Consider the following 26,250-nt stretch of genomic DNA (forward strand, 5'->3'; position numbering starts at 1 on the left):
TCACTATATTGAAAGTATAATACTAACAACATACATAATCACAATTCCTACTCCTGCAAGATATACAAATAAAGATGATTTCTTATACTTTAATCCAAAGTAAGTAATCAAAGATGCTACAATACCACATCCTGCAAAGATAATTGCTTCACGATCATACATATAAATTCCTGAACCAGTATATAAGATATCTGCAAAACACAGAATCATGAAATTAAATACACAACTTCCTACAATGTTTCCAATTGATGCATTAAAGTTGTTCATTCTTACTAACGAAACCGACGCACTTAATTCTGGTAATGATGTCGCTACTCCTAGGAAGATTGCTCCTCCTACGGTAGAACCTAATTGTAATTCTTCTGTCAGTTGATCAGATACCTGCGTTAAGATAATTGATGCACCTACAAGTAATATCGCAAATACAACAAAGCGAAGAACGATTTGTTGGACTGATAATGCTATATCTGCGTTCTCATCACTATCACCACTGTCGTCATCATTCATCATCTTTACTGAAATTGCATAGATTACAATTAATGCAATCGTAAAGATATCTACATGGAATCCCATAATATTAATATCGCTGTTTAAGTTTAATGCAGCAATTGCACATCCATACATTAGGATACCAAACAACAGTGAAGAACTGTTCGATTTGGCAACTTTCGCCTTCATAAATTTCTTATGGGCGAATATCATAAGTACTCCAAGAATAGATAAGTTGAAGATATTACTTCCCATTACATTCCCTTGAACCAAGGATGGTTTATCTAATACAAACACTGCTGTCATCGATGTAAACAGTTCTGGCAGAGAAGTTACTGCTGCCAGCATTACTCCACCAATAAAGGCACCAGATAAATCTGTTTTTCGATCCAGCATGTCAACATATGATGCCAGTTTTACTGAAAAGAATACGGTTGCTGCTGCTAATAAAAAGTATTGAATATATATCATAATTTCCTCATTATCCTTCTGTAAATTACAAAAATAACTAACAACATTATTGTGGCACCATTCAAGATAATCACAAGTGGATTATTGTCTGCATACACACTAAAATAATGTACATAATATTTAAGATTATTACGCTCAATTTTTTGAGTTGCTTTTACTTTAATTTCTTCTACTACTTCATCATCTACTTTAATACTTATCGTTCCAATAACCTGCCCTTTTTTGATTGGAGCTTCCAGATCTTTTTTCGCCTTAAAAGTTACAGTTACCTCTGCATCATTTGAAAGGAAATAGGAATAATCTTTTGGTGATGTAATAGTATATGTATCATCATCACTATAAAGTACGGATATTTCTCCTACATTATCTCCTTTTTTTAGGACTTGTGTGCGATCATTGTTTTCATAAATATACTTATATAAACTTTCAACTTCAGGAAGAACTGCTGAACGTGATGGTAATCCTTGAACAACCATAATTAATCGTTCTTCTTCATCGGTTGAAAAACTTGCCAGACAATACTGTGCTTCCAACGTATATCCAGTTTTTCCACCTTCAAAATATAGAATTGATGCATCATAATCTGATTCCATTTGAGTTGTAGTATGCTTTAAAGTAAGTGAGTTATCACTTGTATTATAAGCATCTGTTTCCAAAAGAGAATATAGTTCTTTCTGGTCTAATGCATATTCAAGAATTTTTGCCATTTCATAAGGAGTTGTATAATGGTTATCATCATGTAGTCCAGTAGTATTCATAAAATGAGTATGCTTAAGATTCAGTTCTTCTGCCTTATCATTCATTGCCTCTACCATTTTATCGACACTTCCATAAAGTGAAAGTGCAAGTTGGTTACTGGCTTCTGCACCACTTGGTAATAACGTACCAGCCAGCAAATCGCGATAAGTCACAACCTGTCCTTCTTTAAATCCTGCCATACTGGCATTGGCTTCTTTTAGACCAACAAATGCTTCTGCACTCATTTCGACTTTTTGATCCAAATCATCAATTTTATCTAACGCAACAATCGATGTCATTATTTTTGTCATACTTGCTGGATAAATTTGATCATTTGCTCCTTTATCATAAATTATTCGCTGATCTTGCACATCATAAACAACAGCATGGCTTGCCTGTGAGTTATAATTTGCGCTTGTTGTTGTAGGGGTGGTTTCTTCTACGGTTTCCTCTGCTGCTACATGGAAATTACTTCCCAAAAAGCAACAAGTTAAAATACTAATTAATAATATTTTTTTCATCGCGCCAGTTTCAGGAAGGCATCTTTCGCTGCCTGCTGTTCTGCTTTTTTCTTTGAAGACCCCTCTCCTCTACCCAATACAATATCATCCAGACGAACTTCTATTAAGAAGTTAGGATTGTTACTTGGTCCAGTTGTTTTCACTAAATGATAAGCAACCGTTTTTCTTGTATCTGCCTGAATATATTCTTGTAATTTGGTTTTATAATCAACGACACTATCTTCTTTTGGTGCATCAATAAATGGTGTAATTACCACACTTAAAATTTGGTCTATATATTGATAACCAACATCAAGATAAATTGCACCTAATACTGCTTCAAACATATCGGAAAGTAAAGAGTTACGTTCTCTTCCACCGCTTCTCTCTTCTCCAACACCAAGCATCAGACATTCATCCCAGCCAATCATACGACAATAATTAGCCAAAGCTTCTTCACGTACCAACTGACTACGTAAGGTTGTCATTACTCCTTCATCAAAAGGTGGCTGATGGTGATATAAAGCATTGGTTACCCATAGTTGTAATACTGCATCTCCCATAAATTCTAAACGCTCGTTGTCTCCTTCCAACCCCGCATGTTCATTTAAATAGGACGTATGAACACAGGATTGAAATAATAAGTCTTTGTCTTTATATGGAATGTTGTTGTGTTTCATCCACGTAAATATATCATTCATATTCTTTTCTCCTTCTTAAAAGTATACGCTAATCTATAAAAGAAGTTAATTCCTTTTTTAAAATATATTGTTTTATTTGAGGATAGTGATCAAGATTTCCCAGTAAATCGGTTGCATCTTGTTTTGCCACCTCTAAAATATTATCATCCATTATAATATCACCTAAGATAAAACCAGGTATTCCACTTTGACGTTTTCCTAGCATATCCCCAGGACCGCGAATCATTAAATCCTGCTTTGATATCTCAAATCCATCATTGCTGTCACATAAGATCTGCAGTCGCTTTAAACTATCTGGATCTTTACTTTTGGTAAGCAGATAACAATATCCTTGTTTATCACCTCGACCAACTCTCCCACGAAGTTGGTGAATCTGACTTAATCCAAATCGCTCTGCATCATAGATGACCATAATATTCGCATCTTTTACATCAACTCCTACCTCAATTACACTAGTAGCAATTAAGATATCAAATTCTTTATTCACAAAAGACTGCATAATTTCATCTTTTTCTTCTGTCGACATTTTACCATGCAGATAATGCATTCGATATTTCTCTGGTAATGTCGAACGCATATTTTGATATAGTTCTTCCACATTACGCATTACATATTCATCATTACGTTCAATTGCTGGACATACGATATAACATTGATTACCTTCATCAATATAACTTAATACATCCTGAAGAATTGTTCGCATACTACTTTCTTTTACCAGTGTCGTAATAATCGGCTTTCTTCCTTTTGGTAATTCTTCAATACTACTTACATCCATATCTCCATATAATGATGTAGCCAAGGTTCTAGGAATTGGTGTAGCACTCATTAATAAGAAGTCTACATTCTCACCCTTCTCCAATAGTTTTCTTCGCTGTTCAACACCAAAACGATGTTGCTCATCAGCAATTACTAATCCAAGATTGTGATATTCTACTTCATTTTGGAATAACGCATGGGTACCAACAATGACATCAATCTCGCCATTACGTAGTTCTTCATTCACTCGTTTTTTCTCTTTAGTTGCCAAAGATGAGAACAGCAGTTCTACACGTACTCCATAAGGCTCTAATACCTTGCTCACATTTGCCATATGTTGTTTCGCTAATATCTCCGTTGGTGCTAAGAACGCCGATTGCTGGCCTGCCAGAGCACTTGCATACATTGCCATAACTGCTACTAAGGTTTTCCCACTTCCTACATCACCCTGAACCAGACGATACATAATATGATTGCTCTTTAAATCTTCTAGAATATCTTTGATTGCATTCATTTGATCATCAGTTAGTTTGAATGGTAAATTATCAATTGCCTTGTAAATTTTTGCTTCATCAAATTCTTTTGCCTGTTTGGTAATTTCTTCATTCTGATGTTTATAATATTGCATCTTCAGCTGAAATTTTAAAAATTCTTCATACTTCAGACATCTCATACTCTGCTTCAACATTTCTCGTTTCACTGGAAAGTGAATATAATACAATGCTTTATGCTTATCGATTAATTTATATTTTTGCTGTAAATCAGTAGGAATAAAGTTTCCTATTTGAAATGCTTCTAAAGCATTCTTCATATATTTTCTTAAATCTCTTTGGTTGATTCCATCTTTCACATTATAGACTGGTACAATCCCCAATTGTTCTTCAATTGGTTGAGAATTATACTGCATAACTGTTACTTTATAATTCCCTTCATATTTACCAGAGATTGTAATCTTAGAGTTCACTTTAAAATTTTGAATCCAAGGCCGATTAAACAGAGTTAAATCAATTTCTTCTTCATCATAAAGAACCTTAAATCTAGTTACACTTTTCTTATAACCAAATCGAGACAACCGTGGAGAAGAAATAATTAATCCTTCAAAGAAAACTTTTTCCTCTTTTTCCCACTCATCAAAAGGTTTTACCACATTCTCTTCATAACGAAAAGGATAATGCGTCAGTAAATCCTCTACACTATCGATTCCCATACTATTCAATATTTCTTTTTTCTTAGGTGTAACCTTTATCTCTTTCAAATCCATGAAACAATTATATCATGAAATCCTCAAACATTTAGAAAAAGAAGAAACCAACTACACCCATAATCATCAGTACCTTCATACTATCTAGTTTTTTGATTCTTTGAATGATAATTCCTACAACAATACATAAGATAATTCGCCAATCTACATTCAAAGATATACTACTTAAATCTGAATTTCCATAAAGCGTTAATAATACCATTGAACAGAATGCGGCAGTAATCATTGCAAGAGATGCAGACTTTAATCCCTGAATAATATCTTTCATTAACTGATGATCTTTTAGTTTTGAATATCCCTTATATAACGCTAACGATAATAATACACCACCTAAGATACACCCAATGGTTGCAACAACAGCCCCTGATATTCCCATTGTTTTCATTCCTACAAAGGTAGATGAGTTTATAGCTAATGGGCCTGGAGTAATTTGCGATATTGTAATAATATCCAAATATTCACTCGTTGTCAGCCAACCCTGATTATTTACTATCTCTTGTTGGATAGTTGAAATAACTGTATATCCACCACCAAAACTAAGAATACCGATTTTAAAGAAGACGAAAAAGATAGTCGCTAGCATTGTGCCACCTCTTTTACACTCCACAAACTATAAATCGTTATAACTACAAGATCACAAAGTAACATAATTGCTACAGAAATGTTAAAGAATAAAATACATAGGAAAGTCACAACAAATAACAATTGAAAAAAGCGTTGGTTACCGACAAACTTCTTATAAGAATCCACAATGAAATCAAAGATAACAATAATCACTCCAATTCCTAATCCTGTCATCACTGCATTGATTGCTGTAATCTGCATAATTGTATCGTAGAACACTGTTACTACTGAAATAATAACAAGTGGTGGTAATACGGTTGCAATTACAGATACAAGTGATCCAGGTAATCCCCCAATTCTATAGCCAACTAGTGTTGATATATTTACTGCAATCGCTCCTGGACATGATTGGGCCACAGCAGCAATATCAAACAGTTCTTCCTCTTCCAGTAAATGATACTTCTCAACAAATGGTTTTTGAATCAAAGGTATAATGACATACCCCCCACCAAAACAAAATGAACTGATATATAGAAACTGTATAAATAATAATCCTAATGTTTTAACTTTCATAAATAACTCCTTCTTATAGCATTATAGAGTTAAAAGAACTATAATTAAAATATAATATATCTATATATACTATTAGCATTTACTTATGGAGGCTATATGAACTTACGACTACTTGAAATATTTAGAGTTGTTGCACAAGAAGAAAATATGACTAGTGCATCTAAATTATTGTTTATCTCTCAACCAGCGATTTCTCAGGCAATCGCTGAATTAGAAGAAGAACTTGGAGTTCCTCTTTTTGATCGTAGAGCAGGAAGAATTAAACTTAATGAAGTAGGAAGAAAACTACTTCACAAATCAATTTTTCTGCTTGATGAAATGAACTCTTTAAAAGAAGAGATTACCCAATCATTTCAACATATGGAAATTCATATTGGAAGTAGTATTACATATGCTACCGCTAAATTACCAAAACTATTAAAAAAGTTTGAAGAACTATATCCAACCATTAAAGTTAAAGTAAGCATCAATAATGCATCGACACTAGAACAGAAACTATTAAAAGGTGAATTAGATTTATGTTTTCTAGAAGGTAAAATAAAGCATGAGCAATTTCATAGCATTCCTGTATATGAGTTTCCCATCTCTTGGTTTTGCGCAAAGAAGCATTCTTTCTCTACTATATCTTCAGTACCATTAGATGAACTACTTAAAGAGAATCTTTTACTCAGAGAAGAAGGCAGTGCGCTTCGAGAAACCGTTGATACATTTTTAAACACCCATGGCTATACTGCAGCACCTAAATGGGTTAGCGTAAACTCAGGCGTTATCATTGAAGCCGTGAAAGAAAACTTAGGAGTTAGTGCTCTTCCTGATGTTTTACTTCAACCTGAACTAAAGAAGAAAAATATAGTTACTTTGGATATAGATAATTTAGTAATTTCTACTCCTGTACAAATTGTTTATTATAAAGATAAAGTATTGATTGAACCGTTAAAGAATTTAATTGAGCTATGTAACAAAAAAAGTTAATTATTAAAATAAAAAAAAGCGCCATTTCAAATTGGCGTTTTCAAATAAAGTTCGATCACTATACACGCAGACCTCTCGTCGTTTCTTGCTTATTGTAAGCCCCATTGCAAGCTGGGGAACCCGGGGAACTTTTTCCAAAGCTGTGGAGTTTCACCCTCAATATTAGAACAGATGGATAGACAATATATCTTTCCTGTTCACTACATATTATACACAAAATAATTTCATTGTAAATATTGTGAAAAAAGTAGTATCTGACACTAAATTCTATTCTTTATTTACTATATTTTACAAATCCCATTTGCCTCTACTAGTGTATTATCCATTCATTAAATATATCCTAATTATTTTTGACAAAATAAAATGATTGCGTTTAAAACAATCATTTTATTAAAATATTCATTAGTCTAATTTGTAGAAAAGAATTATTCTTCTTCTCCATCTTCAAATTGTGAGTTATAAAGTTTTGCATAGAAACCATCTTTTGCAAGCAGTTCCTCATGATCGCCAATTTCCACTATGTCACCATCGTTCATAACGATAATAACATTGGCATTACGGATTGTTGATAAACGGTGAGCAATTACAAATGATGTTCTACCCTTCATCAGTTCATCCATACCTTCTTGGATCAATACTTCTGTACGTGTATCTACATTACTTGTTGCTTCATCTAAAATCAAGATTTTAGGATCTGCCAAGAATGCTCGTGCAATTGTAAGTAATTGTTTTTGACCTTGAGAAATATTTGATGTTTCTTCATTTAACATTGTGTCATAACCATGTTCCAATGTTTTAACAAAGTGATCTACACGAGCTGCATTTGCTGCTTCGTATACTTCTTCATCTGTTGCATTTAGTTTAGAATAACGTAAGTTTTCCATAACGGTTCCATTGAACAACCATGCATCTTGAAGAACCATTCCAAACATGCTTCTTAAATCACTACGTTTGAAGTCTTTGATATCATGATCTCCAACATAGATAGAACCACCATTTAATTCATAGAAACGCATCAGCAGTTTCACAATTGTTGTTTTACCAGCTCCGGTAGGTCCAACAATTGCAACTTTCTGACCTTCTCCAACTCTTAAGTTAAAGTTATGAATAATGATTTTATCTTCACTATATCCAAATTTCACTTGATCAAATGTAACTGTACTAGGTACTGTAATGTTTCCATTTGCATCATAAATTTGAACTGGATTCTTAGTATCTTCAGATAATTCTTCTTCACCTAAGAATTCAAATACACGTTCACTTGCTGCTGCAGCACTTTGTAAGGTATTAATTGTTTGCGCCATTTGTGCCAGTGGTTGATTGAATTGTCTTACATATTGAATAAATGCCTGAATATCTCCAATTGCTATCCCAATTCCAGTAAATGTGATTCCTAATAATGTAACTGATGTATGTGTTGCCAAGTATCCACCTAGCAAACAAACTAATACATATCCAATGTTTCCAATGAATGTAGTAATTGGCATCATAAGACCAGATAAGAATTGTGACTTCCATGCTGAGTTATATAACTCTTCATTTTGTTCACAGAACTTTTCAATTGAGTCTTCTTCACCATTGAATGCTTTCACAATCATGTGTCCACCATACATTTCTTCAACATGTCCATTAAGTGCTCCAAGAGAAGCTTGTTGTTGAACGAAATATTTTTGTGAACGTTTTGTTACTATCATTACCAGAATTGCTGATATTGGCAATACAATCATTGCCACAAGTGTCATCATCCATGATATTGAGAACATCATGACTGCAACACCGACTACCATCATTACTGATGTGATTACTTGTGTAACCCCTTGACTCAAACTTTGTCCAATTGAATCAACATCGTTGGTAACTCTGGATAGTACATCACCTTGTGATGTTTTGTCATAATAAGATAATGGTAAACGATTTATTTTTTCACTAATGTCTTTTCTTAAACTGTAAGCCATTTTTTGTGAAATACCAGCCATCATAAATCCTTGAATATAAGAACAGAATGCACTGAATAAATACATACCTGTTAGTAACAACAGTATTTCTTGTATTCTACCAAAATCAATTTCACCAGAACCAGTTGCTTTTGCCATTAGCCCTTCTGATAAAGCAGTTGTAGCTTCACCTAAAATTTTAGGTCCTACAATTGCAAATACTGTACTTAAAACTGCAAAGAAGAAAATAATATATAACTGAAGACGGTAGTTACGCATGTAATTAAACATCTTTTTAACACTACCCTTGAAGTCTTTCGCTTTTTCTCCAGCTCTAGCACCTCCACCTCCGGGTCCTCTTCCAGGTCCACCAGCAGGTCCAGCATTTGTTACAGGAGGTTTTCTTGTTTGTGTATCGTTATTACTCATTTTCAAGTTCCTCCTTACTTAGTTGTGAGTAGGCAATTTCTTGATAAACCTCACATGATTTCATTAACTCATTGTGAGTTCCCTTACCAACTATTTTACCTTCATCTAATACAATAATTTGATCTGCATTCATAATTGATGCAATTCTTTGTCCAACAAGTAGAACTGTACTTCCTGTTTTCTGACAAAGTTTATATAACGCTTCTCGAAGATTTGCATCCGTCTTAAAGTCAAGTGCACTGAAACTATCATCGAAGATAAAGATTTCAGGTTGTTTCGCAATTGCTCTTGCAATTGAGATTCTTTGCTTTTGACCACCTGATACATTTGCTCCACCTTGAGCAATCTCTGATTCATAACGTTCTGGTTTAGAATCAATAAATTCTGTTGCTTGAGCAACCTCACTTGCTTCTTCCATAACACTATCGTTCATATTTTCATCACTATATTTAATATTGGATTCAATTGTTCCTGAGAACAATACACCTTTTTGAGGTACTAACCCAATCTTAGACCTTAAATCTTTTTGAGTAACACTACGTACATCCAATCCATCAACTTCAATGCTTCCGCTTGTAACATCAAAGAAACGAGGTACTAAGTTAATAATTGTACTTTTACCACTTCCGGTACTACCAATAAATGCAGTAGTCTGTCTTGGTTTCGCTACGAAGTTAATATCATGTAATACATCCTCTTCAGCTCCAGGATAACGGAAACTTACATCCTTAAATTCGACGTAACCTTTCATGTCATCACTAAATGTTTCCGGATGTTCAGGGTCTGCTATACTAAGTGGTGTTTCCAATACTTCAAAAATACGTTTTGCAGCTACACCAGCTCTTGGCAACATAATTGAAATCATTGCCAACATCATAAATGACATAATGATTTGCATTGAATATTGAATAAATGCCATCATATCACCAATCTGCATTGTTCCTAAATCAATTTCATGTGATGCCATCCACACAATCAATAATGAAGTAGCACTAAAGATAAAAGTAACAATTGGCATTACTACAGACATTGTACGTGAAGTAAATAAATCTACTTTACGTTTTGCTGTACTTGCTTCATCGAAACGTTCTTCTTCTACTTCTTCCGTATGGAATGCACGAATAACTAACATCCCACTTAATGATTCACGAGTTACTAAGTTTAACTTATCAACAAGTTTTTGCATGATTCTAAACTTAGGTCCCGCAATTGCAAATGTCGTAATCATAACTCCCATGATAACCACTACAACTAAGGCAATAATCCAAACCATACTTGTTGATGAGTTCATTACTCTTACGATTGCTCCAAACGCCATAATTGGTGCGTAGATTGCAATACGAAGGGTCATAATAAGTGCCATCTGCACTTGTTGAATATCATTTGTTGTACGCGTAATCAAAGATGCTGTAGAGAACTTGTTAAGTTCTGTACTTGAGAATGATTCAACTTTTTCAAATGTATCTTGTCTCATGTTTCTTGAAACTTTTGCAGCCATTCTACTAGAGAAGTATCCTACTAAAATAGCACAAAGACCTCCACCTAATGAGATTAATAACATTGTTAATCCAGTTGACATAATATAATTTGTTTGAATTGTATCAACATCTACACCTAATTTTGCATATTCTGCCTTCACTCCTGAAGCAGCAGCAATTTCAATTGCTGATTCTCCAACTGCATCAAATTTTGCAGTGAAGTCTTTCATCTGCTCATCCAATTGTTCTTGTGGCATCATTCTCATCATATCGAAAATTGTCATACCTTCTGGAATCTGAGCAAGCATTTCTTCAATCTTTTCCTTGTCCTTTTCTTCCATTAAACTAGTATCACCATTCGCAATTGATTCTAATGAACTAACCATCAACATTGGTTCACCCATTGCTTTTGTAAGTTTATCGAAATTTTCATCCGACACCTCACTTTTTAAAACATAAAGTCCAGTGTCTTTCACAACACTTTTGTCTGACATATCGATTTCATATGGCAAATCTTTATTGTCGATATCTTTGAACTCTTGATAGTTGTATTGTGATAACACAAATTCTTTATCTTCATCGCTCATAAATATCATTGCATTATCCATTGTTTCCTGACTCATAATCTCAGGTACAACTTCATCAAACCCACCAGTCTGAATACCATAAGTAACAATATTACTCATGTAATCTGGCAGTGCTAATTCGGCTTGTGCTTGTCCATATAATAACGCTATGATACAAACTAACGCTAGCCAGTACTTCTTTACATACTTAAGAACCTTTAGCATTTCCTAACTCCTTCCTGCTTGTCCACATAATCCAACACTTTATCCAACAAACGAATCAATTCGTCTGTATCCTCTTCTCCTAGATAATCAATCATATCAACTAATGTCTTATCCATATGTGCTTGAATCATCTTGATTTCCTTGATTGCTTTCTCACTGACTTTCACATAAACACTTCTACGATCCTCATCACGAATAATTCTCTCAATATATCCCTGATCTTCCAGTTTACGCATAATCTGTGATACAGCAGGTGCAGTAATTTTGAAATAGCTTGATAGCTGTGACATTTTAACTGCCTCTCCATCTCCTACTTTTTGAATCCCTACAAGCATCATCATATCGTGCATACGCATATGATCTTTGCCTTTTTCAGGGCGTCTAACATTCTTAAATCGGTACATCAATCTTCTCAATTTATGTACTCTATTTTCATCGCACATGAACACCTCCCGAAAATAGTTAACCAACTTAACTATTAAGCTAGTAAATAATACACCCGTTGTATCAATGTGTCAATACAAATGAGTAAAATTTTTATTATTTTTTTATACATATTTTTCAACAATGCATGTTTACGTTATCATACGCTATTTCAAGACAAAAAGAAAAAGTTAAGAACGGAATAATTGTCCTTAACTTTAGTATCTAACTAAGTCATTTATTTAGATAAATATGATCACTAAATATTACTATTTATACTTCCGAATAGAATAATAGATACAATGCTGCAATTCACCTTGGTAAACAAACTCTTCTTCTTTGTTTATTCGTTTCATTCCACATTTTTCCATTACTTTAAAACTACCTTTATTAGATGCAAATGCACCTGCAATTACTTCATTATATCCATTTTTAAATAAATCTTTAATAGCAGCTTGCAGTGCTTCTGTCGCAAAACCTCTACCACTATATTCTGGATCAATCACATAACCTAATTCAATCATATCATCTTTGCTATCTACATCATTAATCCAACCAATCAGATTGTTATTATAATAGATTCCTCGCTCATAGTGTTCATCAGATAATGAGTAATCTTTCATTTTAAAAAACATCTTAACTGCATTTTCCTGCGTATCAAAATCAGGAATAATAAATGTTTTTTTAATTTCTTTATTTGTCAGCAGTTCAATCATACGCTTTTGATCATTATCAGAATATGGTTTTAAAATTAATCGTTCTGTAACTATCATATTACCTCCAGATTTAATGCTCATCCTCATCGAACTCTACTGCTTCAATCTTTTGAAATCTTGTAACGATTTTATTTGCAGTTATCATTACATCTTTCATGTCCTGATAAGAGCGTTCAAAATCTCTTTGCACGGTTTCATAACGTTTGGTGAAACGATCAAATTCCAATGCTAGTTTACGCAGTTCTTCCTGAATTTCCTGCATTCTTTCATTCTTCTGCTGACCTAAGTATAGTGCTTTGATTGCAGTGATATAAGCCATCAGTGTTGTTGGTGATACCAAGTATACTTTCTTCTGATAAGAGTATTCTACTACATCACTCAGATTGGCATTGATATAAGAAAAGATTGCTTCTGCAGGAATGAACATATATGCAAACTCACTTGTCTCATTTACAATCAGATATTTATCTGCAATTGCATTAATATGCTTTTTCACATCGCTTTTAAATTCATTTTGAATTACCTGTTTTCTTACTGCAGGTAATTCCGGTTCCATTAGACGATTGAAATTCTCTAATGGAAACTTAGAATCTATAGGAATCATTCCCAGTGCATCATTACCATAGATAACAGCATCAACAATCGTTCCATTACTTAATCGATATTGTTTCGCATATCGATTATAGTCTAAACCAAACGCATTCTCCAGTAATCCATAAAGTTCGATTTCACCATAGATACCTCTGGTCTTTTTATCATTTAAAATGCTATGAAGACTTGAAACATCATAACTCAATAATTTCAGTTGTTCCTGGGTCTGATCAATTTTTCCAATCTGACGCATAACTTCCTGAAATACTTTGCTAGTTGATTCAAATCCCATATTTAGTTGTTTATTCACATTATGTTCCATCTTAAACAACTTATCATTGGTATTTTCATTTAATACATTCATATCACTACGCAGAGCTTGGGTAATTGCACTTTGAAAGTCCAACAGTTGTTTGGTCATCTGTAACTGCAATCGTTCATTTTCTTTGTTATCAACTCTCTGGTTTTGCTTGCGCAGCAATAACACAACCATTGCAATCAATACGATTACCAAGATACATAGTAAGAATAATAAAATCCCAACATCCATATTAACGCTCAATTACCTCAAGGATTTCTCCAATATATACATCATGATAATCCTGAGTAGGATAATGACCCTCAATTGAATCATCTAAAAAACATTCAGACTTCAATGTATCTTGATAAATCTTTCTACATTTCAATGTCAGTTTTGCTTCTTCAAAATAAACTGCTCCATCCTTAATGCTTCCATGTAATCCTTCATAATTTTCTTTGTCAATATCACGACCTGATTTTGATCCCATAACTGATAACATTTTACGATAAGATTCATCAAAGAAACTCAATGTAAAGTATTCACTGTCATCTACAAATTCTTTTGTATATCGTTGAGGACGAATATAAATTGTTGCAACTGATTTATTCCAAAGAACACCTAACCCTCCCCAACTAGCAGTCATCATATTATAATGGTCATCTTTGCTTGCGGCGATTAAACACCAGTCTTTTCCAATCAATTCAAACACATTTTGCTTTATCTCATTTGGTTTCATAGTTACCTCCACTTTCTATCTATTATTATACTACGTTTATCAGGTTATCTTACCTATAAATTTATATTAATTTCTTAGCATCATATCAGTTGACTAACCTAGTTAACAGGCGCATAATAAGGAGGTTAGACAACTATAACTTATTTTGAGAAAGGTGGTAAACAAAATGACAAATATGTTTGATTTAACTGGTAAAGTTGCTCTAGTTACTGGAGGTTCTTCAGGGCTTGGACAACAATTCGCTAGAGCACTTGCAGCACAAGGAGCAAGTATCGCAATTGCAGCAAGAAGAAAAGAAAAACTGGATGATTTCGCTAAGGAATTAGAAAGCAAAGGTACAAAATGTTTAGCCGTAACATGTGATGTTACAAATGAACAAAATGTTATCGACATGGTAAAAGAAGTTAAGGATACATTTGGACGTATTGATATTCTAGTAAATAATGCTGGAACTGCAGTTAATGCAAAAGCTGAAGATCAAACTCTAGATGAATGGAGCAAAGTAATTGATGCAAACTTAACTGGTGTGTATGTAGTAGCAAGAGAAGTTGGAAAAGTAATGATTGATCAAAAATATGGAAAGATCATTAACATTGGTTCTCTTCACAGTAATACTGCTATTCATCCAGCACTTGAACAAATTACAGCTTACTGTTCTTCAAAAGGTGGAGTACAAATGCTTACAAAAGCTCTTGCAGCTGAATGGGCACAACATAATATTACAGTAAATGCAATTGGACCTGCTTACTTTGCTTCAGAAATGACACAAGCAGCAGCCTCTAATGATGCATTCCTACAATTTGTAGGTGGACGTTGCCCTATGGGACGTATGGGTAAAGAAGGAGAATTGGATGGAGTATTATTACTATTTGCTTCTGATGCATCTTCTTATATTACAGGTCAGTTATTAAATGTAGATGGTGGATGGAATACCATTTAATTATTTCAAATAAAAATTGTAGGTTTAAGGATTATCATCCTTTCCTACAATTTTTTTCTTTATAAATTGAAAGTAATACTTATAGTAGCTCATATGAATATATTTGTTTTGCTGGATAAAATTCGATTAAACCAATTCGTTCAAGCAATCCATAAAAAGGTAATTGTTGCTTTAATAAATAATTAACCGCAGTTACTAATTTCTTTTTATCTATTTCTGTTGTTAGCTGACAATCTGGTTTCCAGGTTCCTTGTTCAAAATAAATATTCATGTCTTCATCTATATAATCTTCAAATTGTTCTCGTATTACTCCCTGTAATTCAAGTAGTTGTTTAGTGACAACAATATCAATGCAGACAAATGGCTTTTCATTAGGATAAAAACTAAAAGTTTTAAATTGTATATTTACTTTCATAATTTTTTTAACCAGAGATTGTAATATTTCTTCTGCATTAACAATATCAATAGTGTTTAATATCAATAACTTTATATGAGGGGTATTTTCTGAATGAATTAAATAATCATCTACTTCTAAATCTGCCATACTTCTCCATAAAGAATTTATTACTTCTGTAGACTTAGCATCAAAATACCCAACTATTGCATATCCCATTGGTTCTCCTTTTTATTAATTTATTTTATAGAAAACTCATAAGTTGTTATCTGCTTGTAAGGATGTTGTGTATCAAATACTCGTCCTTCATCGCCAACAATATTGATTCCATTTGGGATATCCTGCGTTTCTAAAGCAATGCTACAGAAAGGATATCCTTTTTTATTTTCATTTATGATTAACTGTGAATCAAAATAGTTTGCACTATAGACAACAACACTCTTCTGATCAGTTGTTACATTCATTAATCTTCCACTTTCTTTATCATGAAGAGTTATTGTGTTTCCTTCATTCAAAAGAAATGCTGTATCGTAACCCCTAGTAATTTCAAATTCTTCATCACCCTTCGCAAAGTTTTGAAGAATTGTTTTATAATTCAAAAAATCAAAGGCTGAATTCTTATCGATATCAACAATCGCTCCAGGATAATTATCTTTATCAACTTTTGTTTTCTTTGATGAAGGAATCTTTAGTTCATGTCCATTGATACTATCTTTTAGATCACCACTTAAATTGAAATACATATGTGAGGTCAAATTGGCAATACCCTTATTTTGAGGTGCACAAAGTGACTTAATCGTAAATGTATTTCCTTCAAGAATATAATCAATCTGATAAGTGTATGTACCACTGTATCCATCTTTACTGTGATCAACATCTAAAGTGAAACGAAGAATCTGTTTGTCTCCATCTTTTAATTCTTCCGCATGAAAGAACTGTTTGGAAATACCTGTTGCACCACCATGCAAATGATTTGGTGGACTATTTAATGATAATGTATGTTCCTTACCATCCAACATATACTTACCATAGGCAATGCGACCTGCAGTAGGTCCAACCATTGCATTCAGGTAAGGTCCTGGCTGAGTGAAATATGATTCTATATCATCATATGCAACAACTACATTTTCTTTTACACCGTTTTTATTCTTTGCCTGTATCATAGTAACACTAGCACCATAATTTAGTGCTCTTATTTCCAGTTCATCATTTCTCATTGTATATTCATAAACAGGATTTCCCTGATAATTATATAATTCTTCAGATTTCATTTTAATCACCTTCAATTCTATCTAAGAACTTTTGAAATTGTTTCTGTCCTTCTTGTGTTTGTTTATAAACTCCTGCATCTTCTAATACATGAAGAAAGACCATACCTATTTCTTTTTGTAATACATCATCTATTATATCTTCTGTTATATTTGGATAATTCAATCTCAAATCGTTATACCACTTCTGATACTTGTTCATGTCTTCATGAGTTAAATCAGTTTCATTATGAATCCATAGCTTCTTTAGTTCTTCCATCTCCCTCAATAATCTTGGAGGAAGAATTGCTAACCCCATAACTTCAATAAGACCAATGTTTTCCTTCTTAATCATATGCCATTCTTTATGTGGATGAAAAATACCATCTGGGTATTCTTCACTGGTACGATTATTTCGTAACACCAAGTCCATCTCATACACATGTTCTTTTTTACGTACAATAGGTGTAATCGTATTATGAGGTTCCTTTGTATACGCAAGGATACCTGCCTCTTTATCACTGTAATTACGCCATAATGCAAGGATATGACTAGCACAGTTGATTAACTTTTCACGATTACTACTATTTAAACGAATTACACTTAAAGGCCAGAATACACGACTGTATTCCACCTCTGGAAACTTCGCTGATATTACTGGTTTTGATGTTTTTGCCTCTGCCATCGCAAAGGTGTAATTTCCACCTTGAAAATGATCATGACTCAAGATACTTCCACCAACAATTGGTAAATCGGCATTTGAACCTACAAAGTAATGAGGAAAGATATCCACAAAATCAAACAATGCAATAAATAAATTTTTATCAACTTGCATTGGTTTGTGTTCTCCATTTAATATAATACAGTGTTCATTGTAGTATACATAAGGAGAATACTGCAGATAATAAGTTTCACCTCTTAAACTAAGTGGTATCAGACGATGTTGGCTACGTGCTGGATGATTCATATTTCCAGCATACCCTTCATTCTCTCTACACAATACACACTTAGGATATCCTGAGCTTTTTGCCTGTTTCGCAGCTGCTATATCCTTTGGATCTTTTTCTGGTTTTGCTAGATTAATCGTAATATCCAACACTCCATACTCGGTTTCCACTTTCCACTTCTTATCTAAATGCAAGCGATCTCTTTGAATATAATTACTATCCATCGCCAGATGATAATAATAATCAGTTGCAGTTCTAGGATTCTCTTTGTATAATTCTCCAAATTTATGAATTACCATCGAAGGTTTAGGAACTAATAAATCTACCAATAGTGATTCCCATCGTTCTTTATGTTTATTTCCTTCTTCTAATAATCCGCGTTTGATCATCGAAGAATATAACTCATCTAAAATCTGAGAAAGGTCATAACTTTCCTTAAGATTTGATGGTTCATATTCCTGATAATCTAAAATCTCTAACATTCTATTTCTTGTATATATTTCATCTTCCTTGTGAATCAAATGATGTTGTAAACCATAATCAATAAATGCATCAATATACTTATTCATTTTTATTTCTTATTATGAAAGTTCCATGCTGTTTCAATAATCTTTTCAATATCCGTATATTCCGGATCCCATCCAAGAACATTCTTAGCTTTTTCATTAGAAGCGATTAATCTTGCTGGATCTCCACTTCTTCTAGGAACGATTTCCTTCTTGATTTCTTTACCAACTACTTTTTGCGCAGCATTGATAATTTCAAGTACAGAAAATCCCACTCCATTTCCTAAATTGAAAATATTACTTGTCTGTTCTTTTTGTAAGTATTCCAAAGCTTTGATATGTGCATCTGCCAAATCCATTACATGAATATAATCACGAATACAAGTACCATCTTTGGTATCGTAGTCATCACCAAATACCGAAATAAATTCTCTCTTGCCTGCTGGAACTTGTAGCACTAATGGAATTAAATGCGTTTCTGGATTGTGCAGTTCTCCAATCTTGCCATTTGGATGTGCACCACAGGCATTAAAATAACGAAGTGCTACATACTTGATTCCATATGCATAATCACACCACTTCATCATCTTTTCCATAGCCAGTTTGGTTTCTCCATAGGCATTCGTAGGATTCGTTAATGTATCTTCTTTAATTGGCATTTCCTTCACATCACCATAGGTTGCTGCAGTTGATGAAAATACAATATTTTTAATATTGTGTTCTTTCATCACTTCTAAAAGAATCTGAGTTCCATATACATTGTTATCAAAGTATTCCAAAGGTTCTTTCATACTGACCCCAACTAATGAGTTAGCTGCGAAATGAATCACTCCATCAATATGTTCCTTTTCAAAGACATTACTTAAAAATTCTTTGTCTCGAATATCTCCTTTGTAGAAGACTGCTTCGGGATGAAGTAATGATTCAAATCCGGTCTGCAGATTATCTACAATTACTACCTGATGTTGTTTCTCAATCAAAGAATATACGGTATGACTACCAATATACCCAGCTCCACCTAATACTAAAACTTTCATAATATTTCTCCCTTCTTATTTATATAAACTGATATCCACCATAAGGACGCACTTTTAATACATGACAACTATTCTCACCAAATACCTTTTCCATTGCTTCCTTATATTCATTTAATAATTCATTTGGTACATATGCTTGAATTGTTCCTGCAAACCCTCCACCATGTACTCTGCATACACCATTATCTGTGAGTATTTTCTCACTGATTGCCAATGCAATCGCAAGATTTTGTTCTTCTACATCTTTTGGCGTATAAACATTCTGTAAGTATTTAAAAGAACTGTTTCCAGAATCTTTTACCAACTCTTTGAATCGATCAAAGTCCTTACTATTTAACGCATTTACCTGATCGACTACGCGTTCATTCTCATTAAAGAAATGGTAAGCGCGTAATACACTACGATCACCACAAAGTTCTCTTAGACTTGTAATATCACTATAGAACTCATTGATATCTACTTCTCTTAAGTAATCTTTACCAAAGTAGTTAGCAACTTTCTTCATTTCTGTAGGAATTGATGCATAGTCATCAGTTAAGTCAGCATGCGAACCCTTCGTATCAACAATACAAAGTGAATGCTTTGATGAATCAAAGTCATAATTAATTTTTTCTACTACTGGTTTTTCGGGATCTTTAAAATCAATTGTAATAAATCCACCAACACTACTTGCCATCTGATCCATTAATCCACATGGTTTCATGAAATAGTTATTTTCACTGTATTGGCCAATTTTCGCAATCTCCACTGCATCAATTGCATTGTCATTGTATTCACCAGAAATAATCGTTCCTATGAGTACTTCAAACGCTGCGGAAGAAGACAATCCTGCTCCTTCCAGCACCTCACTAGACATATAGGCACTGAATCCACCTACTTCAAATCCTAGTTCTTTGATTCTTGCACAAACACCACGAATTAGGGCTTCTGAAGTTCCTGCTTCTTTTTCATTTATCTCCAAATTACTAATATCCACTTTTTTGATATTGAATCCTTCAGAAATAATATGAACAATATTATCTTCTCTTTTCGATACTATTGCGACTGTATCCATATTAACTGCAGCAGCAAGTACTCGTCCATGTTGATGATCCGTATGATTTCCACCTACTTCTGTTCTTCCTGGTGCACTGTAAATTGAAACATCATCAATTACAAACTCTTCATGATACTGATTCAACAAGCTTACATAACGTTCTTTTTGTCTTTCACTGACTGCTTTATCTACATATAATTCTTCAAATTTCTTATCAAAAAATCCATCTTCAATTCTTTCAATTACTGTGTATAAGTTTTCCACTCTAGTTGCCTCCTTTGGCCTGTTTGATTGTAAATGAATATTGGATATCCTGATCACCTTGAATCAGATACTCATCCAGTACAGGAGCTCCCCAACTGTCATCACCACCAACACCCATCTGTTTTGCCATAATTGTTACATATGTGTAATAAGATTTTGGTAATTCTTCCTGGTGCATAACACATTCCAACTGTTGCATACTATAAGGCAATACATTCATTTCGAATGGTGTATTCTTAGAGACAAATGACAATCCATTATCATTTTCATCTGTCACTTTCACATAACGAACATCACATCTGTTTCCACATTCCTGTGGCACAAGATAAGGTGTTACATTATCCTTTACCTCTTGTCTGTATACATCTAGTTTTGCGCCTTGTTTTCGGTCCGCATAGTTTTCTAACGGGCCACCACCAAGATATGTAAATCTATCCACTATATTATACAGTTTAAAGCACATTCCTACTAGTGGCAACTCAGGCAAATCATTTTGTCCATGGTAGAAACAATCAACATTTATAACTCCAGGTGATGTAACCGTATAAGTTACATCAAAGCTTGTTTGTGGAACTGTTGGTAACAGATACTCATAATGAAGTTGTACCTCATCATTTTTTATTTCATAATCAAATTTCTGACAATAGAAGAATGTAGAAGCACTATACCACATCGAACTTGTATATTCATGTTTGATTCCTCGATCATTATCCGTAGAGGCTCTAGAAAATACTGGTCTAGGTGCCCTTGCAATGTACTCTTCATTATCATACTTCAGTGAAATCAGTCCTTCACTGTTAGCGAACATTGCTTTAAAGTTCTCGCAATAGATTCCAATATTTCCATCACCTTCTACTATCTGCAGAGGTTGTCCTGTTGTTGCTTTCTCTTCATAACTTCCTTTACTCATTTGTCCAAATGCTACTTCATATCCTTTTGACTGCCATTTTGTATCTTCTTTTAATACTGCACGAACCGTATAAATTACTTCAGAATCTGGTGTAATCCAATCGATATCAAATTGTTTTGTTTGTAGTGGCTTTACAGATACTGAGAGGAAGCCTTGTTGAAGAATTTTATCATTACTCTTGGCAATATATTCAAATGTATAATTGTCTGTATTAGTGAATAACATTTGGTTATTAATTTCAAATCCTTGCTCATTTACAGTAATCTTTATATCCTGATAGCAGAATTTCACTTCCTGTGCTTTTGGTGATATTTTACGATCTGCAAAAATAATTCCATCACCACTAAAGTTATAGTCAGTGTAGCGATCTTTAAAGTCACCACCATACCCTAGCACTTTCTTGCCATATTGGTCCGTATACTCAATTGCCTGATCAATATAATCCCAGATAAATCCACCTTGATATTTTTCATATTCATGTTCTAAATCCGTATAGTGTGAGATGCCACCTAAAGAGTTTCCCATTGCATGCATATATTCACATGAGATATAAGGTTTCTTTGGATCATTATCCAAGTATTCTTTTATATCTTTTACCTTTGCATACATTCGTGACTCCATATCCGTTGCATCCTCATAGTCACGATTCCAGACGCAACCTTCATAATGTACTAATCGAGTATTATCTCGTTCACGAAAGTAATTTGCCATCGCCACAATATTATCACCAGCATATGATTCATTACCACATGACCAAATCAATATTGAAGGATGATTCTTATCTCGCTCCAACATATTCTTCGCACGATCCAACACTACTTCCTTCCACTGTGGATAGTTACCAGGAACATTCCATGATGGTTCACATTCACTTAACTTCTGCCATGAACCATGACTTTCTAAGTTTGTTTCATCAATCAGATAAATTCCATACTCATCACAAAGTTCATACCATAAACTCTGGTTTGGATAATGCGAGGTACGAACAGCATTGATGTTGTGTTGCTTCATAAATTTAATATCAAACAACATATCTTCTTTGGTAACTGAGCGTCCTCTTTTAGAAGAAAACTCATGACGATTCACACCTTTAAAAATAATACGTTTTCCATTTAGCTTCATTACTCCCTGATCCATTTTGAATTCACGAATCCCAAAAGATTGAGGTACTACTTCAATAAGATTATTGTTTTCATCATATATATGAAGATATAGTTCATATCGATTTGGTTGTTCAGCTGACCACAGTTGTACATCGTCTAATGAAAAATTAAATGATGTAAGTGTCATTTGATTACTTTCATACACAACTTCTCCAATTGGGTCATATACTGTAACTTCTAGCGTTCCCTTTTGATGACTAGTTTTTAAGTCAACCTGTATATCTGCACTTTGATAATTATTCTTTAGGATTGAATGAACAAATATATCTTCTATATGAATCTTAGGTCTGGCATATAAACTAACATCTCTAAAGATACCTGAGAAGCGAAAGAAGTCCTGATCTTCCAGCCAACTTGCGCTACTATACTTATATACTTCTACAGCTAATTTATTAACTCCATCTTGGATTGTTTCACTAATATCAAACGTGGTGTTTGTGAAAGTATCTTCACTGTAACCAATAAAAGTTCCATTCAACCAAACATAAAATGCACACTCTACTCCTTCAAATACCAGATCAATACTCTTTTGATTCTTTAAATCATCATCTAGAGTAAAGTAATTCACATAACTCGCCACTGGATTATAGGTCTTTGATATATGAGGTGGACGTAAGTGTTCTTTTCCATCCCATGGATACAATGTATTAATGTAATGAATCTGATCATATCCCTGTAATTGAATATGCGAAGGCACTTCAATCATATCAAAGTGATGACAATCAAATTCAGGTTTATAAAAGTCAGAAATTCGTTCATTGGGATTTTTTGCATAAGCAAAATACCACTTTCCATTTAAGGATTGTTTCCACTTCATTTCTTCTTTCTGTTTTGCTTCTTCTATACAAGCATAATAGTTATGATCTGAATAAGGCTGTTTACGATTAACCTCGAATACTTCGGGATTTTCCAGCCAAGCTAAATCTGCTTTATTAATGTTCATACTACCTCCACTTACCAATCAAAATTCATTTTTTGATCTTTATAATAATATTCTTTGTCATGATCCGATATTTCACGAATCACTTTACATGGTGTACCTAATGCAAGTGAGTTCTCTGGTATGTCTTTTGTGACAACACTTCCTGCACCAATCACACTATTCTTTCCTATGGTTACTCCTGGTAAGATAATAACTCCAGCACCAATCCATACATGGTCTTCAATATAAACAGGGTATGAAAATTGTCCTCCATCTTTGCGATATTCATAATACAATGGATGACCCGTTACTGAGATTACTACATTAGGTCCAAACATCACATGATTACCAATATGTACTTCAATATCATCAACAACTGAGAAGTTGAAATTAGCATATACATAATTGCCAATGTGGGTATTACATCCATAGGCAAAATGAATGGGTCCTTCAAAGAAACAATGCTCTCCCATACTTCCCAATAAATCTCTTAATATACTTGTACGTTTTTCTTGTTCGCTAGGAAGTGTATGATTATATAGAAACACTTGATCCTTACAAAAGTAACGCTGTTTCTCTATTACCTTTTCATAGACTTTATCTTCATCACTGGTATGTCCATATTCCTGATATAGTTTTCCTGTTAACATATTTTTTTCTAACGACATAATTTCTCCTTATTCAAAGAAAGCCATACAATGTATGGCTTATTTTACGGAACCTAACATACCAGCCACAAAATATTTCTGCATTACCAAGAAAATAATTGCTGTTGGTATTGTAGCTATTACAATCCCACACATGATCATTCCATAATCCGGTGTATACGAAGCACCCATTGCTGATAAAACAAGTGGTAGTGTTCGTTTGTCTGGTGTCTGTATTGTAATTAATGGCCAAATATAGTTATTCCAGCTATTCATAAATGTAATAATTGCTGCAGCCGCATACGTATTTTTTAACGTTGGCATATAGATTTTAAAGAATAAACCCATTTCGCTAACGCCATCAATACGAGCTGCTTCTAACATTTCTTTTGAAAATGATTTTGTATTCTGTCTGAAGAAAAAGATTAGAAATGCGGTTGATACTGATGGAATAATTAATGATATAAATGAATCAATTCCAATTGCATCAAGCCCCATCGAAGATATCTGTGAAAAGATTCTAAACAATGGAATCATTAATGCTGCAAATGGTACCATCATACTCAACAACAATATATTAAATATTCTTTCTCTTCGTTTTGTTTTATATACTTCAAATGCATATCCTGCTGCAGATGATACAAGTAGCGCTAATACGGTTGTAACAATTGCTGCAACTGCTGAGTTCTTTAGTGCTCCTAAGAAATCTAAATCAGAAGCAAAGAGTGAACTCATATTTGCAAAGAACTGATCACCTATCTGCATCTTACCAGCAGTAATATCCATTGTATTATTTGTCATACCCAACAACATCCAGATAAATGGGAATAGAGATATAAACGAAATAATAGTTAACATAACATATTTTAATACTCTTAGTACTTTCTTTTTAGTCATCGCTCTTACCCACTTTCATTTGAATCACTGATAATACTACAATTGCTACTACGATTACAAACGCTACTGCTGCTGCATATCCAAAGTTTGGTGAAAATTTAAAACTTAAATTATAGATATACTGTGACAATGTTGTCGTTGCATTTGCTGGCCCACCATTGGTTATATTTACTACTTCATCAAACAATTGAAGCGTACCAATAGTTGACGTAATTGTTGTAAACAATATAATTGGTTTCAACATGGGTACAGTAATTTTGGTGAACTTGGTAAATGTAGAAGCCCCATCAATTTCTGCTGCTTCATAAATCGAAGGATCAATATTCTGCATTCCTGATAAATAGAAAATCATATTATATCCAGTCCAACGCCATGTAATTGCGATAATAATTAATACTTTCGCAAAGAACGCATCCGTAATCCAGTTGATTGGATCTGCAATCAGATTTAAATTCAGTAAGAGCTGATTAATCAAACCATCTCCACTAAATAAACTTTTCATAATAATTGAATATGCTACTAGTGATGTAATACACGGCAAGAAGATAGCTGTTCTAAAGAATGCTTTTCCCTTTAATTTTCGATCATTCAATACTGATGCAATCAATAGTGATAAAACAATCATAATTGGTACCTGTATCACAAGATACAACAATGTATTACCTGCAGCCTTTAAGAAGGTTGCATCATTCAATAATTTAAAGTAATTATCAAATCCAACAAACTGCAGATTATTTGCTAATCCACTCTGCAAAGAAGTAATAAAAGCTTGAATCATTGGGATAAATACAAGAATACTAATTAGAATCATACTTGGTGATACTAATAACCATCCAAATCGATTTTCCCCAGTACTTAGTCCGTTTTTTACACGTTTATTTCTAAGTTTCAATTAAACTCCTCCTTTATAAGT

Annotated in this window: 23 protein-coding genes; 2 read left to right on the forward strand and 21 right to left on the reverse strand. The window is 33.6% G+C overall.

The features are described 5' to 3' along the window. Positions 1 to 3: 3 nt before the first annotated feature. From J2S15_RS12075 to J2S15_RS12100, 6 genes are read right to left on the reverse strand one after another with little or no spacing between them, the layout of a single operon-like run. Positions 4 to 960 (reverse strand): sodium:calcium antiporter, encoded by a 957-nt coding sequence (locus J2S15_RS12075; protein ID WP_307408647.1) that lies wholly within the window; start codon positions 958 to 960, stop codon positions 4 to 6. Next, a complete protein-coding gene (locus J2S15_RS12080; protein ID WP_307408649.1) occupies positions 957 to 2,219 on the reverse strand; it encodes a D-alanyl-D-alanine carboxypeptidase family protein in 1,263 nt (420 codons plus the stop codon). Before J2S15_RS12080 ends, J2S15_RS12075 begins: the two co-directional genes overlap by 4 nt. Further along, a complete protein-coding gene (gene rnc / locus J2S15_RS12085; RefSeq protein WP_307408651.1) occupies positions 2,216 to 2,899 on the reverse strand; it encodes a ribonuclease III in 684 nt (227 codons plus the stop codon). The genes J2S15_RS12080 and rnc overlap by 4 nt, the downstream gene beginning before the upstream one ends. 28 nt (positions 2,900 to 2,927) lie before the next feature. Then, positions 2,928 to 4,919, reverse strand: a complete 1,992-nt coding sequence (gene recG, locus J2S15_RS12090; RefSeq protein ID WP_307408654.1) for an ATP-dependent DNA helicase RecG — start codon at positions 4,917 to 4,919, stop codon at positions 2,928 to 2,930. 31 nt (positions 4,920 to 4,950) lie between these two features. Next, positions 4,951 to 5,502 carry a chromate transporter gene (locus J2S15_RS12095; RefSeq protein WP_307408655.1) on the reverse strand — a complete coding sequence of 184 codons (552 nt, stop codon included), beginning with the start codon at positions 5,500 to 5,502 and terminating at the stop codon, positions 4,951 to 4,953. Further along, entirely contained in the window at positions 5,496 to 6,056 is a 561-nt protein-coding gene (locus J2S15_RS12100; RefSeq protein ID WP_307408657.1) for a chromate transporter, read from the reverse strand. Before J2S15_RS12100 ends, J2S15_RS12095 begins: the two co-directional genes overlap by 7 nt. Positions 6,057 to 6,152: 96 nt before the next feature. Between J2S15_RS12100 and J2S15_RS12105 the strand changes: the two genes are divergently transcribed. Further along, positions 6,153 to 7,028: a LysR family transcriptional regulator gene (locus J2S15_RS12105; RefSeq protein ID WP_307408659.1), complete on the forward strand. Its 876-nt coding sequence runs from the start codon at positions 6,153 to 6,155 to the stop codon at positions 7,026 to 7,028. Positions 7,029 to 7,453: 425 nt separating this feature from the next. Here the strand turns inward: J2S15_RS12105 and J2S15_RS12110 are convergent, their stop codons facing one another. The 6 genes from J2S15_RS12110 to J2S15_RS12135 form a co-directional block, all read right to left on the reverse strand. After that, positions 7,454 to 9,391: an ABC transporter ATP-binding protein gene (locus J2S15_RS12110; protein ID WP_307408661.1), complete on the reverse strand. Its 1,938-nt coding sequence runs from the start codon at positions 9,389 to 9,391 to the stop codon at positions 7,454 to 7,456. Further along, positions 9,384 to 11,660, reverse strand: a complete 2,277-nt coding sequence (locus tag J2S15_RS12115) for an ABC transporter ATP-binding protein (RefSeq protein WP_307408663.1) — start codon at positions 11,658 to 11,660, stop codon at positions 9,384 to 9,386. The genes J2S15_RS12110 and J2S15_RS12115 overlap by 8 nt, the downstream gene beginning before the upstream one ends. Next, a complete protein-coding gene (locus J2S15_RS12120; protein WP_307408665.1) occupies positions 11,654 to 12,103 on the reverse strand; it encodes a MarR family winged helix-turn-helix transcriptional regulator in 450 nt (149 codons plus the stop codon). Before J2S15_RS12120 ends, J2S15_RS12115 begins: the two co-directional genes overlap by 7 nt. A gap of 249 nt (positions 12,104 to 12,352) precedes the next feature. After that, positions 12,353 to 12,856, reverse strand: coding sequence for a GNAT family N-acetyltransferase (locus J2S15_RS12125; protein WP_307408666.1), 504 nt, complete (start codon positions 12,854 to 12,856; stop codon positions 12,353 to 12,355). A gap of 13 nt (positions 12,857 to 12,869) precedes the next feature. Further along, complete coding sequence (locus J2S15_RS12130) at positions 12,870 to 13,940, reverse strand: DNA recombination protein RmuC (RefSeq protein ID WP_307408668.1); 1,071 nt, start codon at positions 13,938 to 13,940, stop codon at positions 12,870 to 12,872. A gap of 1 nt (position 13,941) precedes the next feature. Beyond that, positions 13,942 to 14,427, reverse strand: coding sequence for a flavin reductase (locus tag J2S15_RS12135; protein ID WP_307408670.1), 486 nt, complete (start codon positions 14,425 to 14,427; stop codon positions 13,942 to 13,944). Positions 14,428 to 14,593: 166 nt separating this feature from the next. Between J2S15_RS12135 and J2S15_RS12140 the strand changes: the two genes are divergently transcribed. Next, entirely contained in the window at positions 14,594 to 15,367 is a 774-nt protein-coding gene (locus J2S15_RS12140; RefSeq protein ID WP_307408671.1) for an SDR family oxidoreductase, read from the forward strand. Between the two features lie 79 nt (positions 15,368 to 15,446). Here J2S15_RS12140 and J2S15_RS12145 read toward each other — a convergent pair whose 3' ends face one another. Genes J2S15_RS12145 through J2S15_RS12185 form a run of 9 tightly spaced genes read right to left on the reverse strand, consistent with a single transcriptional unit; the run spans position 15,447 to position 26,229 of the window. Further along, complete coding sequence (locus J2S15_RS12145; protein ID WP_307408673.1) at positions 15,447 to 15,980, reverse strand: hypothetical protein; 534 nt, start codon at positions 15,978 to 15,980, stop codon at positions 15,447 to 15,449. Positions 15,981 to 16,000: 20 nt separating this feature from the next. After that, entirely contained in the window at positions 16,001 to 17,032 is a 1,032-nt protein-coding gene (locus tag J2S15_RS12150) for an aldose epimerase family protein (protein WP_307408675.1), read from the reverse strand. Position 17,033: 1 nt separating this feature from the next. Beyond that, positions 17,034 to 18,524: a UDP-glucose--hexose-1-phosphate uridylyltransferase gene (locus J2S15_RS12155; protein ID WP_307408677.1), complete on the reverse strand. Its 1,491-nt coding sequence runs from the start codon at positions 18,522 to 18,524 to the stop codon at positions 17,034 to 17,036. Positions 18,525 to 18,526: 2 nt separating this feature from the next. Beyond that, the gene (gene galE, locus J2S15_RS12160; RefSeq protein WP_307408678.1) at positions 18,527 to 19,498 is read right to left on the reverse strand and encodes a UDP-glucose 4-epimerase GalE; all 972 of its coding nucleotides are present in this window, start codon (positions 19,496 to 19,498) and stop codon (positions 18,527 to 18,529) included. Positions 19,499 to 19,517: 19 nt separating this feature from the next. Beyond that, positions 19,518 to 20,798, reverse strand: coding sequence for a galactokinase (locus tag J2S15_RS12165; protein WP_307408680.1), 1,281 nt, complete (start codon positions 20,796 to 20,798; stop codon positions 19,518 to 19,520). 1 nt (position 20,799) lies between these two features. After that, positions 20,800 to 23,814 (reverse strand): beta-galactosidase, LacZ type, encoded by a 3,015-nt coding sequence (gene lacZ / locus J2S15_RS12170; RefSeq protein ID WP_307408682.1) that lies wholly within the window; start codon positions 23,812 to 23,814, stop codon positions 20,800 to 20,802. An 11-nt stretch (positions 23,815 to 23,825) separates the two neighbouring features. Then, the gene (locus J2S15_RS12175; RefSeq protein ID WP_307408684.1) at positions 23,826 to 24,461 is read right to left on the reverse strand and encodes a sugar O-acetyltransferase; all 636 of its coding nucleotides are present in this window, start codon (positions 24,459 to 24,461) and stop codon (positions 23,826 to 23,828) included. Positions 24,462 to 24,500: 39 nt separating this feature from the next. Continuing rightward, positions 24,501 to 25,337 (reverse strand): carbohydrate ABC transporter permease, encoded by an 837-nt coding sequence (locus J2S15_RS12180; RefSeq protein ID WP_307408686.1) that lies wholly within the window; start codon positions 25,335 to 25,337, stop codon positions 24,501 to 24,503. Next, positions 25,330 to 26,229 carry a carbohydrate ABC transporter permease gene (locus J2S15_RS12185; protein WP_307408688.1) on the reverse strand — a complete coding sequence of 300 codons (900 nt, stop codon included), beginning with the start codon at positions 26,227 to 26,229 and terminating at the stop codon, positions 25,330 to 25,332. The genes J2S15_RS12180 and J2S15_RS12185 overlap by 8 nt, the downstream gene beginning before the upstream one ends. Between the last annotated feature and the right edge of the window lie 21 nt (positions 26,230 to 26,250).

The sequence above is a fragment of the Breznakia pachnodae genome (assembly GCF_030814225.1).
Classification (GTDB): Bacteria; Bacillota_I; Bacilli_A; order Erysipelotrichales; family Erysipelotrichaceae; genus Breznakia; species Breznakia pachnodae.

Excerpts from the sequence above, each read along its gene's own strand:
- J2S15_RS12075 (WP_307408647.1), bottom strand. The coding sequence starts at position 960 with ATGATATATATTCAATACTTTTTATTAGCAGCAGCAACCGTATTCTTT.
- J2S15_RS12080 (WP_307408649.1), bottom strand. The coding sequence starts at position 2,219 with ATGAAAAAAATATTATTAATTAGTATTTTAACTTGTTGCTTTTTGGGA.
- rnc (WP_307408651.1), bottom strand. The coding sequence starts at position 2,899 with ATGAATGATATATTTACGTGGATGAAACACAACAACATTCCATATAAA.
- recG (WP_307408654.1), bottom strand. The coding sequence starts at position 4,919 with ATGGATTTGAAAGAGATAAAGGTTACACCTAAGAAAAAAGAAATATTG.
- J2S15_RS12095 (WP_307408655.1), bottom strand. The coding sequence starts at position 5,502 with ATGCTAGCGACTATCTTTTTCGTCTTCTTTAAAATCGGTATTCTTAGT.
- J2S15_RS12100 (WP_307408657.1), bottom strand. The coding sequence starts at position 6,056 with ATGAAAGTTAAAACATTAGGATTATTATTTATACAGTTTCTATATATC.
- J2S15_RS12105 (WP_307408659.1), top strand. The coding sequence starts at position 6,153 with ATGAACTTACGACTACTTGAAATATTTAGAGTTGTTGCACAAGAAGAA.
- J2S15_RS12110 (WP_307408661.1), bottom strand. The coding sequence starts at position 9,391 with ATGAGTAATAACGATACACAAACAAGAAAACCTCCTGTAACAAATGCT.
- J2S15_RS12115 (WP_307408663.1), bottom strand. The coding sequence starts at position 11,660 with ATGCTAAAGGTTCTTAAGTATGTAAAGAAGTACTGGCTAGCGTTAGTT.
- J2S15_RS12120 (WP_307408665.1), bottom strand. The coding sequence starts at position 12,103 with ATGTGCGATGAAAATAGAGTACATAAATTGAGAAGATTGATGTACCGA.
- J2S15_RS12125 (WP_307408666.1), bottom strand. The coding sequence starts at position 12,856 with ATGATAGTTACAGAACGATTAATTTTAAAACCATATTCTGATAATGAT.
- J2S15_RS12130 (WP_307408668.1), bottom strand. The coding sequence starts at position 13,940 with ATGGATGTTGGGATTTTATTATTCTTACTATGTATCTTGGTAATCGTA.
- J2S15_RS12135 (WP_307408670.1), bottom strand. The coding sequence starts at position 14,427 with ATGAAACCAAATGAGATAAAGCAAAATGTGTTTGAATTGATTGGAAAA.
- J2S15_RS12140 (WP_307408671.1), top strand. The coding sequence starts at position 14,594 with ATGACAAATATGTTTGATTTAACTGGTAAAGTTGCTCTAGTTACTGGA.
- J2S15_RS12145 (WP_307408673.1), bottom strand. The coding sequence starts at position 15,980 with ATGGGATATGCAATAGTTGGGTATTTTGATGCTAAGTCTACAGAAGTA.
- J2S15_RS12150 (WP_307408675.1), bottom strand. The coding sequence starts at position 17,032 with ATGAAATCTGAAGAATTATATAATTATCAGGGAAATCCTGTTTATGAA.
- J2S15_RS12155 (WP_307408677.1), bottom strand. The coding sequence starts at position 18,524 with ATGAATAAGTATATTGATGCATTTATTGATTATGGTTTACAACATCAT.
- galE (WP_307408678.1), bottom strand. The coding sequence starts at position 19,498 with ATGAAAGTTTTAGTATTAGGTGGAGCTGGGTATATTGGTAGTCATACC.
- lacZ (WP_307408682.1), bottom strand. The coding sequence starts at position 23,814 with ATGAACATTAATAAAGCAGATTTAGCTTGGCTGGAAAATCCCGAAGTA.
- J2S15_RS12175 (WP_307408684.1), bottom strand. The coding sequence starts at position 24,461 with ATGTCGTTAGAAAAAAATATGTTAACAGGAAAACTATATCAGGAATAT.
- J2S15_RS12180 (WP_307408686.1), bottom strand. The coding sequence starts at position 25,337 with ATGACTAAAAAGAAAGTACTAAGAGTATTAAAATATGTTATGTTAACT.